The sequence below is a fragment of the Sneathiella sp. genome, assembly GCF_047631475.1.
GTDB lineage: Bacteria > Pseudomonadota > Alphaproteobacteria > Sneathiellales > Sneathiellaceae > Sneathiella.
On record NZ_JBLHZT010000004.1, the window covers coordinates 36,022 to 48,206 of the forward strand.

General features: G+C 50.8%; 12 protein-coding genes. 10 read left to right on the forward strand and 2 right to left on the reverse strand.

All coding sequences use genetic code 11. The features are described 5' to 3' along the window. The first annotated feature begins 235 nt into the window (after positions 1 to 235). From ACJAYR_RS02520 to ACJAYR_RS02530, 3 genes are all read left to right on the forward strand, one after another. Positions 236 to 835: a helix-turn-helix domain-containing protein gene (locus ACJAYR_RS02520; RefSeq protein WP_415235144.1), complete on the forward strand. Its 600-nt coding sequence runs from the start codon at positions 236 to 238 to the stop codon at positions 833 to 835. A 9-nt stretch (positions 836 to 844) separates the two neighbouring features. Further along, a complete protein-coding gene (locus ACJAYR_RS02525; protein WP_415235145.1) occupies positions 845 to 3,298 on the forward strand; it encodes a GcvT family protein in 2,454 nt (817 codons plus the stop codon). A gap of 61 nt (positions 3,299 to 3,359) precedes the next feature. Next, on the forward strand, positions 3,360 to 4,907 hold the full coding sequence (locus ACJAYR_RS02530; protein ID WP_415235146.1) for an acyl-CoA carboxylase subunit beta: 1,548 nt from the start codon (positions 3,360 to 3,362) through the stop codon (positions 4,905 to 4,907). 96 nt (positions 4,908 to 5,003) lie between these two features. On the opposite strand, the gene ACJAYR_RS02535 is transcribed toward ACJAYR_RS02530, so the two are convergent. Next, positions 5,004 to 5,996 carry a TauD/TfdA family dioxygenase gene (locus ACJAYR_RS02535; RefSeq protein ID WP_415235147.1) on the reverse strand — a complete coding sequence of 331 codons (993 nt, stop codon included), beginning with the start codon at positions 5,994 to 5,996 and terminating at the stop codon, positions 5,004 to 5,006. Positions 5,997 to 6,006: 10 nt separating this feature from the next. Further along, positions 6,007 to 6,483, reverse strand: coding sequence for a MaoC family dehydratase (locus tag ACJAYR_RS02540; protein WP_415235232.1), 477 nt, complete (start codon positions 6,481 to 6,483; stop codon positions 6,007 to 6,009). A 387-nt stretch (positions 6,484 to 6,870) separates the two neighbouring features. On the opposite strand from ACJAYR_RS02540, the gene rplU reads away from it, so the two are divergent. The 7 genes from rplU (at position 6,871) to rsfS (ending at position 12,184) form a co-directional block, all read left to right on the forward strand. Next, the gene (rplU, locus tag ACJAYR_RS02545; RefSeq protein WP_169544195.1) at positions 6,871 to 7,269 is read left to right on the forward strand and encodes a 50S ribosomal protein L21; all 399 of its coding nucleotides are present in this window, start codon (positions 6,871 to 6,873) and stop codon (positions 7,267 to 7,269) included. Positions 7,270 to 7,274: 5 nt separating this feature from the next. Next, a complete protein-coding gene (rpmA, locus tag ACJAYR_RS02550; protein ID WP_415235148.1) occupies positions 7,275 to 7,532 on the forward strand; it encodes a 50S ribosomal protein L27 in 258 nt (85 codons plus the stop codon). A gap of 112 nt (positions 7,533 to 7,644) precedes the next feature. Next, positions 7,645 to 8,709, forward strand: coding sequence for a GTPase ObgE (gene obgE / locus ACJAYR_RS02555; RefSeq protein ID WP_169544193.1), 1,065 nt, complete (start codon positions 7,645 to 7,647; stop codon positions 8,707 to 8,709). Beyond that, on the forward strand, positions 8,697 to 9,821 hold the full coding sequence (gene proB / locus ACJAYR_RS02560; protein ID WP_415235149.1) for a glutamate 5-kinase: 1,125 nt from the start codon (positions 8,697 to 8,699) through the stop codon (positions 9,819 to 9,821). The genes obgE and proB overlap by 13 nt, the downstream gene beginning before the upstream one ends. Positions 9,822 to 9,845: 24 nt before the next feature. Beyond that, positions 9,846 to 11,132, forward strand: coding sequence for a glutamate-5-semialdehyde dehydrogenase (locus tag ACJAYR_RS02565; RefSeq protein WP_415235150.1), 1,287 nt, complete (start codon positions 9,846 to 9,848; stop codon positions 11,130 to 11,132). 2 nt (positions 11,133 to 11,134) lie between these two features. Further along, on the forward strand, positions 11,135 to 11,740 hold the full coding sequence (gene nadD, locus ACJAYR_RS02570; RefSeq protein ID WP_415235151.1) for a nicotinate (nicotinamide) nucleotide adenylyltransferase: 606 nt from the start codon (positions 11,135 to 11,137) through the stop codon (positions 11,738 to 11,740). An 84-nt stretch (positions 11,741 to 11,824) separates the two neighbouring features. Further along, a complete protein-coding gene (rsfS, locus tag ACJAYR_RS02575; protein WP_219821642.1) occupies positions 11,825 to 12,184 on the forward strand; it encodes a ribosome silencing factor in 360 nt (119 codons plus the stop codon). Position 12,185: the final 1 nt, after the last annotated feature.

Consider the following 12,185-nt stretch of genomic DNA (forward strand, 5'->3'; position numbering starts at 1 on the left):
GTTTTGAATAGGCCGGGTGCCGTACACACCCGGTCTCAGCTCGCACCCCAAGCTCCCCCAAAAAACTTCTTCAAATGATAGCCAACGTCGCCCTCTCGAGCCTGAGCTGCGCCCCACCTCAATTTCATTGAAAAAACCGAACTCTCTATTCCCATAATAAAAATATGTTGCAAAATTTTTCATATGTGAAAAAATCCCAAATAATTTCATGAATGAATAATTTTGGACCCAAATTATGAGTGACATGCAGGAAAATAAAGATCATCCCTCGATGGATGAACTTGCCATTGGTCACCAGATCCGGGATTTACGCAGGGCCAAAAGACTGACACTGACAGAATTATCAGAAACGATCGGCAAGTCAGTCGGGTATATCAGTCAGATAGAGCGGGGGAAAAGCTCGGTCACCATCCCGGTCTTGCAGGATATTTCTGCTGCGTTGGGCGTTCAGGCCAGCTGGTTCTTTAGCGGGCAGGCAAATGCCCCAAAAGAAGAACGGGATTTCATCGTTCGCAAGGAAAATCGAAAAACACTTGATCTTTCCAGCACTGGATTGACCGAAGAATTGCTCTCTCCCAATCTCAGCGGGTCGCTGGAATTCCTTCTGACCACCTATCAACCCGGCGCCGGAACCGGTGATCGGCCAAGGCAGCGCAAAGGGGAAGAGGCTGGCCTTATTCTAAAGGGTCTTCTCGATATCACAATAAATGGCAAAACGTTTTCTTTGAAGGAAGGGGACAGTTTTTCCCTGCCTGATGAAGGAGAACATGCCTGCGTCAATCCCGGCGATGAAAATCTTGTCATTGCGTGGGTCATCACACCACCAAATTATTAGGAAAACGCCATGTCACGAACAGTCTCACTTCCTCAAAGCGCAGATATCATCATCATCGGGGGCGGTGTCATCGGCTGCTCTGTTGCGTATCACCTTGCATTACTTGGGTATAAAGATGTCCATCTGCTGGAACGCAAAGACCTGACTTGCGGAACCACGTGGCATGCGGCTGGACTGGTTGGGCAATTAAGGGCCACCAGTAACCTTACGCGCATGGCTCAATATACCAGTGATCTCTATCGTGATCTGGAAACCACCACGGACTATTCCACCGGCTTTAAACAGAACGGCTCGTTAGGTTGCGCAATGACAGAAGGCCGGTGGGAAGAGTTACGCCGCGGTGCTTCCATGGCCCGCAATCTGGGACTGGAATGCGAGATTTTCACCCCGGAGGAAATCAAAAATCGTTGGCCTTTGATTACAACAGAAGATTTGCTTGGCGCCATTTTTCTACCAAGCGATGGCCAAACCAACCCCATCGACACCACCCGTGCCATGGCCTCTGTTGCCCGCGACAATGGGGCCCATATCCATGAAGGGGTCAAAGTTGAAAATATCCAGCATCGTGACGGAAAGATAACCGGCGTTGAGACTGATCACGGCCCCATATCTGCAAAAAAGGTGGTTTTATGCGGCGGAATGTGGTCCCGGGACATCGCCGCCGCCATCGGTGTCTCGGTCCCTCTACATGCCGCTGAGCATTTCTACGTTGTAACGGAAGGGATCGATGGCCTGCCCAATGACCTGCCCGTCCTGCGCGACCCCGATCACAGTATCTACATCAAGGAAGATGCAGGAAAACTCTTGATCGGTGCGTTTGAGCCGGTTGCGAAACCTTGGGGACACAACGGAATTTCAGAAGATTTCTGCTTTGATGAACTTCCCCCCGACCTTGACCATTTTGAACCCTTTCTGATGAACGCCATGCAGCGGATGCCTATTCTGGAGAAAACAGGTATTCGCACATTCTTCAATGGTCCCGAAAGCTTCACGCCTGACGATCGATATTTACTCGGCGAAGCGCCCAATATGGAAAATCTGTTCATGGCCACCGGCTTTAATTCCATCGGCATTCAATCAGCCGGCGGAGCGGGAAAAGTCCTTGCTGACTGGATCGACCAAGGCGAACCCACCATGGATCTTTGGGATGTGGATATTCGCCGGACAATGCCGTTTCAGTCCAATCGACAATATCTGTATGACAGAACCAAAGAAAGTCTTGGTCTATTATATCAAATGCACTGGCCTTTTCGTCAGCCCGAAACCGCCCGAAACGTTCGCAAGTCAACACTCCACGATCGATTGGAACAAGCCGGCGCGTGCTTTGGTGAACAAGCAGGATGGGAGCGCCCCAACTGGTACGCAACCGACGGAATGAAAGCGGAATACAAGTATAGTTTCGGCCGCCAGAACTGGTTTGACAATGCCGCGGCCGAACATACCGCTGTGCGGGAAACTGTTGGCCTGTTTGACCAAAGCTCATTTGCCAAATATCTAGTGCAAGGGGCCAATGCGGAAGCTTTCCTGAACCGGCTTTCCACCGCCAACCTCTCGGTAGAAAATGGTAAGGTTGTCTATACTCAATGGCTCAATGCCCGCGGAGGGATCGAAGCGGACCTTACCATCACTCGTCTCTCGCAATCCTGTTTTATGGTGGTCACCGCCTCGGGATCACAAGTGCGGGATCTTCACTGGATCAACAAACAGATCACAGAAAAAGATCACGTAACCGCAACAGATGTGACGTCGGCCTATGCGGTTTTAGGAATTATGGGCCCTAATTCCCGTGCCCTGCTTTCATCTCTTACCAGCAGCGATTTAAGCAACAAAGCCTTTCCATTTGGTACCAGTCAGGAAATTGATCTTGCTTACGCAAAGGTGCAAGCCACACGGATCACCTATGTTGGGGAATTGGGCTGGGAACTTTATATTCCAACAGAATTTGCCCAAAATGTTTACGACACTATTGTCGCTGCCGGGCAAAAGCATGGCCTCAAACATACGGGGTATCACGCGATGGACTCGCTCCGCATTGAAAAAGGCTATCGCCATTGGGGTCATGATATTACGGATGAAGACACCCCCCTTGAAGCGGGCCTTGCCTTCACAATTGACTGGGACAAACCAGAAGGCTTCATCGGAAAAGACGCGTTGCTCAAACAAAAACAGGAAGGGTATGGCAAACGTCTCCTTATTTTCACATTGCGAGATAAAGACGCCACGTTGTTGCATGACGAACCGATCTGGCGTGATGGCAAACGGGCCGGGAATATTTCGTCGGCAGCCTATGGCCATACCGTCGGCGGCGCTGTTGGTTTGGGATATGTAAAATACGACGGCCGTTTTGATAAATCGGCGTTGCTCGCCAGTACGTACGAAATCGAAATTGCCGGCGTGAAATATCCCGCCTCAGCAAGCCTTAGCCCCTTGTATGATCCAAAATCTGAACGGCCTAAATCTTAACCCCTCGCTATTTGATTGGCTCTCCCCTAGTATTCTAAAAAAATAATAAGGGGAGAATCAAATGTCCTGGGAACCAGAAATTAACGAACTTCGCCGCCGTCAAGAACTTGCCAAAAAAATGGGCGGCGAAGAAAAGCTTGCCCGCCACATAAAGAACGGAAAACTACCGGTTAGAGATCGCATCCAGAAACTGCTTGATCCAGACAGCTTTCACGAAGTCGGCTCGGTAACGGGCAAAGTAGACTATGATGCCGAGGGGAATATTACCCAGATGCAACCCGCCAACCTCATCACAGGACGGGGCAAACTGGATGGCCGAACGGTAATTGTTGCCGGTGACGATTTCACGGTCCGCGGCGGCGCCAATGATGCCGGCATTCGCGAGAAGCTCACCCATGTAGAACAAATGGCTAATAAATTGGAACTGCCTCTTGTTCGGCTGGTTGACGGTACCGGCGGTGGCGGGTCCGTAAAAACGATCGAAACAGAAGGTCGCACGTATATTCCAGCCGTTCGTGGCTGGGAAGTGGTTGTCGACAACCTCTCGACAGTGCCTGTTGTTGGGCTGGCGCTTGGTTCAACCGCCGGACTGGGCGCCGCGCGGGTTGCCGCTTCACATTATTCCATGATGGTCAAAGGCACCTCACAGATGTTTGTTGCGGGTCCGCCCGTTGTCGCAAGGGTTGGGGAACATCTCGACAAGAATGAGCTTGGCGGCTCGGACATTCATACTAAGAACGGGGCTGTTGACGACGAAGTCGCCTCTGAAGAAGAAGCCTTCGAGCGAACACGCCAGTTCTTATCCTACCTTCCGCCATCCGTGCACCAACTACCAGCCCGTTCAGCCTGCGTGGATCCGGCCGACCGAAAAGATGACTGGTTGATTGAGGCAATTCCGCGAAATCCAAGACAGGTTTATAAAATGCGGAAAATTCTGAAATCGGTTTTCGACACAGACAGCTTTTTCGAAATGGGCAAGAAATGGGGCCGCTCCGTTATTACCGGATTTGCCCGGCTGGATGGCTGGCCCGTCGCCGTAATGGCAAGCGATCCTTACCATTATGCTGGCGCCTGGACATCCGATGCCGCGGATAAAGTCTTACGATTTGTCGACCTTGCTGAAACGTTTCACCTGCCGGTGGTTCATCTGGTTGATGTTCCGGGCTTTCTTGTTGGGCGCGAAGCTGAAGAACAAGCCACCATTCGCCACGGCGTTCGCGCGATGACTGCTATATTTCAGGCGAAAACTCCGTGGTGCAGTATTATTTTGCGCAAAGCCTACGGGGTTGCTGGGGCCGCCCATATGAACGCATCACGCTTCAATATCAGATATGCCTGGCCGTCCGGCGACTGGGGATCTTTACCCGTTGCGGGGGGACTGGAAGCTGCTTACAAGTCGGAAATAGAAGCCTCTGATGATCCTGACGCCACGCTCGCGGAAATCGAAGCCCGCCTGAACCAGTATAAATCACCCTTCAGAACGGCAGAGCGCTTTATGGTGGAAGAAATCATTGATCCTCGCGATACCCGAAAATTACTGTGTGAATTTGCTGATCTTGCAGCGCCCCTTCGAAAAACCGGGCGCCCCAGCTTTGGCGTTAGGCCATAACACACATGCATAAGTGCCCCGTCATACGGTTCTGTGCGTTCTGAATAAAACAGGATCCGCCAGAAAGGTTCGAGATACACCGCGCCTTTCTGGCTATTATTCTAAAGACAACCATAGCCTGAGAAGGTGCCGTCTTTTGGCAGGATCTTCCTGATCAATATAATCCGTTCTAGCATGCAGGTTTGTATGATTGGACAAAAGCTGAATGTCGCCCGGCTCAAGATCCATATCCAGATACAGGGCTGGGTCAGCGGCAATCCGTTCATAATTATCAAGAAGCTGTTGATCGATTTCAGAAAAAGCAGGCACATCCGCGTGACGAACAGCAGATCTGAAATAATCCGCATGGTAAAACGTAGATAACCGACCCATTGCATACGTGCAGGGTGTTACTCGGATGTGCGACCGGGCGCCCGATTTACTTTCATTTCGAATATCCAACGGGCGGCTTTCAAACAGCAATGCCGCCAGATCCGGCCGACTCTCCAGAAGCCGGTTAAACACAGTGACAGAACTGACGATCCGGCTTCGCCCCCCTGACTTCGCCTTATTCAGGCATAAAAGACCGACGACATCGGCCCCGTCGCAATGATATTTTATCTTAGATGCCGTCTTGTATAGTCTGGAAAGCGGATCATCTTCCGCGGCCCCCGTGTCGACGACATGACCCAACAAATCACCCGCTGCATTTTGCGCCCCCGGTCGCCCAAGATGAAGACCAAAGCACCAGAAAAAGCGCTCTGCCTTTTCCGGTCCCCAGTCATCAACCGGCAACCCTCGCAATACCTGAAATCCGCGTCCGGAATGCAGCACCTTCCGCCACTTCTGTATTTTTTCCGATAAATGCGGCAACGGAAAGTCAGACGGACTAAGCGCCTTGGTTGGCTTGCCCTGTTTTGCCGAAAAAGCCAGTGCGGCATTAATTTCTGAAATCTCTTCCGGCGTAAAGGTTTCAATCCAGCCTTCCGACGAACGAAGCGCGTCCCCGATCCAGGCGGCCTCTCCCTTCACCGGTTCTGTTGCAGGGCCTTCATGAGGTCGATCAAAATAGTGCCGCGACTGATCCCGGAAAGACAGATATCCAGCCATATCTCGATCCTTATTCCGGTTTAAGTTTCACAAGGAATTTCATTTCACCTTCCATCAGAAGCTCATTGCGCTGATTGTGGACCGTTGATTTGACAGTCACAACACCCGTTTTTGTCTGTTTTTTCAGATCTGAAATAACAAGCAACGGATAAACCGTATCCCCTGCAATAAGCGGCTTCAGGAATTTACTGGACTGTTCAATAAAGCCGATCATGCATTCTCCAAGGACATGGGGGAATAATCCTGCGCCCGGGCAAGTCTGAATTAGGACCTGAAAGCCGTGGGCGAGCAATCCCTCATAGCCCAGCGCTTTGCAGTATTCTTCGTCATAGTGAATAGGATGATTATCCCCCGATGCTAATTGAAACGCCGCAAAATTTGCGCCCCCAATGGTACGGGAGGGAATAGGAAACCGGTCTCCTACCTGTAATTCTTCAAATCCCTTTGTTTCAACCAATGTATGACTAAAAGGATCGAAGCGCTCCATCTCGTTATCTGCACTCATTATATTGCCCTCTCTTGTTCTTTTTCTATGAGGAATGGACCAACAGTTCACACTTTTTGATCCCGTTGTGCAAGCCTGAGCAATAAGGATTCGTATATTTGCGCCTGTGATTCATTTTTTATGACAAAATTTCCGAAAAAAACGATCAGTCAGCCGCCCAGCAGGAAACACGGATCAGAGTACAAACCTTGATTTGTCCCTCCAGTCCCTACAATAACGTCCATATTCGAGCCCTTTGTCGAAAAACTGCAATAAAGACTGTGAATCATGTTGACTTAACAATGACCATAGATATATTGCGGCCTTCAATTGAGGTGCGCGGGGAAACACGTCCCGGCGACCATCCATTATGTTCGAAACGGATCAGCCATGTTTGCAGTGATCAAAACCGGCGGCAAGCAATATAAAGTCGCCAAAAACGATGTTATCAAAGTAGAACGCCTTTCAGGTGAAGCTGGTGATACTGTACAGCTGGACCAAGTTCTAGCCGTCACCGCGGAAGATGGTGCTCTGACAGTAGGTGCCCCTACCGTAGAAGGTGCGACTGTTTCAGCCACTCTTCTAGAGCAGGGCCGGGCTGACAAGATTGTCGTTTTCAAAAAGAAACGTCGTCAAAATTACCGTCGTAAAGCCGGTCATCGTCAGGACATCACTGTTCTGAGAATTACAGATATTGCAGCTTCAGGCGCTAAAAAAGCAGCCCCTAAGAAAGCAGCAGCCAAAAAAGCAGCCCCTAAAAAGGCCGCTGAAAAAGCAAGCGAGGAGTAAGCTAGATGGCACATAAGAAAGCTGGTGGTTCATCCCGTAACGGTCGCGACTCCGCAGGTCGCCGCCTTGGCATCAAGAAATATGGCGGCGAAGCCGTAATTCCTGGCAACATCATTCTGCGCCAGCGTGGCACTAAGTGGTACCCGGGTGAAAATGTTGGAATGGGCAAGGATCACACCATCTTCGCCGTTGCTGAAGGTAAAGTAACCTTTACCAAGAAAAGTGGCGGAAAGATCTATGTATCCGTGGCGGGTCAGGCGTAAAGCCACCAACGACGGTTTAAAGATTTGAAGAAGGGGAATGGTCTAGCCATTCCCCTTTTTTGCGTTTATCTAACAAGGCAGCAAAATCTGCCGCAAAACGGCGACAATTATCATGAAATTTCTAGATCAGGCGAAAATCTATCTAAAGTCTGGTAACGGCGGGCCCGGCTCTGTCAGTTTCCGGCGCGAGAAATACATTGAATTTGGCGGTCCGAACGGCGGCGATGGCGGTCGAGGCGGTTCTGTCCTTATCCGGTGTGTTGACGGCCTTAACACCCTGATTGATTACCGGTATCAGCAGCATTTCAAAGCCAAGAATGGCGGACATGGAATGGGCCGCGACCGTACAGGAGCGTCCGCCCCGGATGTCATTCTGAAGGTGCCTGTCGGAACGCAGGTCCTTGAAGATGACAATGACACACTCATTGCCGACATGACCGAGGTCGGTCAGGAAATTGCTCTTTGTAAGGGCGGCGATGGCGGCCGTGGCAACGCCGCGTTTAAAACATCAACCAACCGTGCCCCACGGAAATTTGAAGAGGGCTGGCCCGGTGAAGAACGCTGGATCTGGCTGCGCCTGAAACTGATCGCGGATGCCGGTCTGGTCGGTTTGCCGAATGCCGGCAAGTCAACCTTCCTCAGCGCAACCAGTCGTGCCCGACCAAAAATAGCCGACTACCCGTTTACAACACTCGTTCCTCAATTGGGTGTTGTCCGGGCAGGCAACCGTGAATTTGTGCTTGCCGATATCCCTGGTTTGATTGAAGGCGCGTCAGAAGGCGTTGGTCTTGGCCACCGTTTCCTTGGACATGTGGAACGTTGCCGTGTTTTGCTCCATATGATCGACGGAACCGAAGAAGATGTAGCCGCCTCTTACAAGACCATTCGGGGTGAGCTGGATGCTTATGCCGAAGATCTAGCCAAGAAAGAAGAAATTCTTGTTCTAAACAAAATCGACTCTCTACTGGATGAGGAAATAGCGGAAAAAGTCGCGATCCTTGAGAAATTGTCTGGTAGCAAAGTCATGACGATCTCCGCTGTTACGGGGGACAAGGTTGATGAAGTCCTGTTTGAACTGATGGATATCATCCATGCGGACAAAGAGGATGAAAAAGCCGAACAACAAGCAGCCGAACGGTTGGAAGCAGGCGAAGAAGAAGAGAAATGGCAGCCTTAAGCGATAGATTCACAACGGCCAAGCGGGTTGTCATAAAAATTGGCTCGGCCCTTCTGGTCGACGGGGAGACAGGAAAATTACGGAAATCCTGGCTGAGTGCATTGGCAGAGGATATTTCTGTCATGCGCGAACGCGGACAGGAAGTTCTGATCGTCTCATCCGGCTCGATTGCGCTTGGGCGTCAAATTCTAAAACTTAAGAGCGGCGTGTTAAAGCTGGAAGAAAGTCAGGCCGCTGCGGCCGCTGGACAAATCCAACTCGCCCATGCCTATCAGGAATTTTTAGGCATATATGACCTGAACGTGGCGCAAATCCTTCTCACCCTGGGGGATACGGAAGAACGCAGGCGCTATCTGAATGCCAGAAGCACTTTATCGACGTTGTTGTCCCTCGGTGCTGTTCCCGTTATCAATGAAAACGATACCATCGCCACCAGCGAAATCCGCTATGGCGACAATGATCGATTGGCCGCCCGCGTCGCACAGATGATAGGTGCGGATTGCCTCGTCCTGCTGAGTGACGTGGATGGCCTTTATAAAGAAGACCCGTCACAAAATCCGGACGCCGAATTCATTTCGGAAGTTTCGAACCTCACTGAGGATATTCTGTCAATGGCAGGAGGTGTTCAAACGGACGTTGGAAGCGGCGGCATGGTCACGAAACTTAAAGCGGCCCAAATCGCGATGGCTGCAGGATGTCACATGTACATCGCCAGTGGCACGATCCAGCACCCCTTAACAGCAATTGAACGCGGGGCGCGGACAACCTGTTTTGTTGCCGCAGACACGCCCAGAAGTGCCCGCAAAAAATGGATCGCTGGCGGATTGTCGACGCAAGGAACCTACTGCGTTGACGCAGGTGCCCTTCAGGCCTTGTCACGGGGAACCAGCCTGTTACCAGCGGGCGTGACAAAAGTCATCGGTACGTTTGAGCGGGGCGACCTGATTGCCATTGAAGGGCCGCACGGCGAAGAACTAGGGCGCGGGTTGACCGCCTATTCCTCTGAAGACGCTCTTCGGATCATTGGTCACAAAAGTAGTGAGATTGCAAAAATTCTGGGCTATTCTGGCCGAGATGAAATTGTTCATCGGGATGAGTTAGTCCTAGATTAAAACACAAGAAAACGGACAACGGTTATGACGGTACATTCCAACATTGCAGAAGACAATTCGATCGACAGTGTCATGGAAACTCTGGGCACAGGCGCAAAACACGCCTCACAGATTCTGTCACAATCCCCGACGGACGCCAAAAATACCGCGCTCGCCGCTGCGGCCAAGTCTTTGCGAACAAATACAGCGACAATCCTGGCGGCCAATGAGAAAGATATGCAGGCGGCACTCGACAAAGGAACAGCGCCGTCCTTTCTGGATCGCCTGAAACTGGACGCCGCGCGTGTTGAAGCGATGGCAAAAGGCTTGGAAGACATTGCGGCCCTCCCAGATCCCGTCGGCGATGTTATTGCCGAATGGGATCGCCCAAATGGTTTGGAAATTTCGCGCGTTCGGGTGCCTCTTGGGGTCATCGGAATTATTTATGAATCCCGCCCCAATGTAACGGCTGATGCGGGTGCACTTTGCCTGAAAGCAGGCAATGCCTGTATCTTAAGAGGGGGATCTGAAAGTTTTCATTCAAGTCGGGCTATCTGGGATTGCCTGCAAGAAGGATTGAAAACAGCGAACCTTCCTGCCGAAGCTATTCAGATTATTCCAACAACGGACCGGGCTGCGGTTGGCAAACTGCTGACAATGTCCGAGACAGTCGATGTCATTGTGCCGCGCGGCGGCAGAAACCTGATCGAGCGGGTCCAGCGAGAAAGCCGTGTGCCTGTCTTTTCACATCTCGACGGTCTTGTGCATATTTATGTGGCAAAAAATGCTGACTTGCAAAAATCCTGCGATATCGTTCTGAATTCTAAAATGCGGCGGACAGGCATTTGTGGGTCATTGGAAACATTGCTCGTAGATCAGGCGGTGGTCGATAGCCACCTGAAACCAATTCTTGAGACGTTAATTGACGCGGGCTGCGAAATTCGCGGTGACAAAAAAGTCTGCGAGTTGGAGCCCCGTGCGAATCAGGCAACAGAATTGGACTGGCAGACAGAATATCTGGACGCTATTGTCGCTGTAAAAATCGTGGAGAACCAAAAAGCCGCCATACAGCATATTGAAACCTATGGCTCCCATCACACGGATTGTATTATCACCGAAGATGAGGCGGCTGCGACGGAATTCCTATCCGTTGTTGACAGTGCGATTGTTCTTCACAATGCGTCCACGCAATTTGCTGATGGCGGTGAATTCGGGATGGGCGCCGAAATCGGGATCAGCACGGGCAAGATGCACGCCCGCGGCCCTGTTGGTGTGGAGCAACTCACCAGTTTCAAATATCAGGTCAAAGGTGTTGGCCAAACCCGGCCATAATCATGCGAGCACGTAAAATAGGCCTTCTGGGCGGATCCTTTAACCCTGCCCATGAAGGCCATTTATATATTAGTGAAACCGCCCTTCGAACGCTGGATCTGGACGAGGTATGGTGGCTAGTATCACCGCAAAACCCCTTGAAATCTGCCGAGGATATGGGGCGGGCCGACGATCGCATTCAATCGGCGCTAAAGATCGCGCGGGGCCGAAGGATAAAGATTTCGACCATCGAATTCGACTTGCGGGAAACCTATACAGCCAACACCATTCAGGCTTTGCAGGAACGCCACCCTTTTCACCATTTCGTCTGGTTGATGGGCGCGGATAACTTAATTCAAATACCGAAATGGTATCATTGGCGGGAAATTTTTGATCTGGTGCCGATTGCTGTGTTTGATCGCCCCGGATATACACAAAAAGCCCTGTCAGGAAAAGCCGCAACGCTCTATGCAAAAAGGCGCGTTTTTCCGGCCGGATTTAATCGTCCTATTATCAATTTTGCAACAGGTCCGACCCCACGCTGGACTTTTATTTCGCATACGAAACATAAATTGAGCAGCACACAAATAAGAAATCTTCGCCAGACCGAAGGAAAAGCTTGCTCTTAAGCGCAAAAATTCCCACATTAGTCAATGATACTGTTTGTTTTGTATCCTTTTTAATTTTTCTACTGGAGTAGATTTAACCCGATTATGAACGCTAAAGAAGCCGTTGTTGCCCAACTCCGCGATCTGGTCCAAGCGAGCCTGCTGGACGATAAGGCGGAGGACGTTGTTTCCATTGACCTCTCCGGAAAAACCTCATTTGCTGACTATATGGTAATCGCCAATGGTCGTTCCTCCCGTCAGGTAGGGGCGATGGCAGACCATTTGAAAGAACGCATCAAGGATGCCGGTTTTGGTCATGTCCAGATTGATGGTAAATCCAATGGAGACTGGGTGCTTGTTGATGCAGGAGACGTCATTGTTCACCTGTTCCGCCCGGAAGTCAGAGAATTTTACAATCTAGAAAAAATCTGGTCGCCCACGCTGTCGGCCGAAATGACAAACTAAG

What these genes read in the sequence shown, in the direction of transcription:
- ACJAYR_RS02540 (WP_415235232.1), bottom strand. Translation starts at nt 6,483, where the DNA reads ATGGAGCGCTTCGATCCTTTTAGTCATACATTGGTTGAAACAAAGGGA.
- proB (WP_415235149.1), top strand. Translation starts at nt 8,697, where the DNA reads ATGGCAGCCTTAAGCGATAGATTCACAACGGCCAAGCGGGTTGTCATA.
- ACJAYR_RS02525 (WP_415235145.1), top strand. Translation starts at nt 845, where the DNA reads ATGTCACGAACAGTCTCACTTCCTCAAAGCGCAGATATCATCATCATC.
- ACJAYR_RS02520 (WP_415235144.1), top strand. Translation starts at nt 236, where the DNA reads ATGAGTGACATGCAGGAAAATAAAGATCATCCCTCGATGGATGAACTT.
- ACJAYR_RS02565 (WP_415235150.1), top strand. Translation starts at nt 9,846, where the DNA reads ATGACGGTACATTCCAACATTGCAGAAGACAATTCGATCGACAGTGTC.
- ACJAYR_RS02535 (WP_415235147.1), bottom strand. Translation starts at nt 5,996, where the DNA reads ATGGCTGGATATCTGTCTTTCCGGGATCAGTCGCGGCACTATTTTGAT.
- obgE (WP_169544193.1), top strand. Translation starts at nt 7,645, where the DNA reads ATGAAATTTCTAGATCAGGCGAAAATCTATCTAAAGTCTGGTAACGGC.
- rpmA (WP_415235148.1), top strand. Translation starts at nt 7,275, where the DNA reads ATGGCACATAAGAAAGCTGGTGGTTCATCCCGTAACGGTCGCGACTCC.
- ACJAYR_RS02530 (WP_415235146.1), top strand. Translation starts at nt 3,360, where the DNA reads ATGTCCTGGGAACCAGAAATTAACGAACTTCGCCGCCGTCAAGAACTT.
- nadD (WP_415235151.1), top strand. Translation starts at nt 11,135, where the DNA reads ATGCGAGCACGTAAAATAGGCCTTCTGGGCGGATCCTTTAACCCTGCC.
- rsfS (WP_219821642.1), top strand. Translation starts at nt 11,825, where the DNA reads ATGAACGCTAAAGAAGCCGTTGTTGCCCAACTCCGCGATCTGGTCCAA.
- rplU (WP_169544195.1), top strand. Translation starts at nt 6,871, where the DNA reads ATGTTTGCAGTGATCAAAACCGGCGGCAAGCAATATAAAGTCGCCAAA.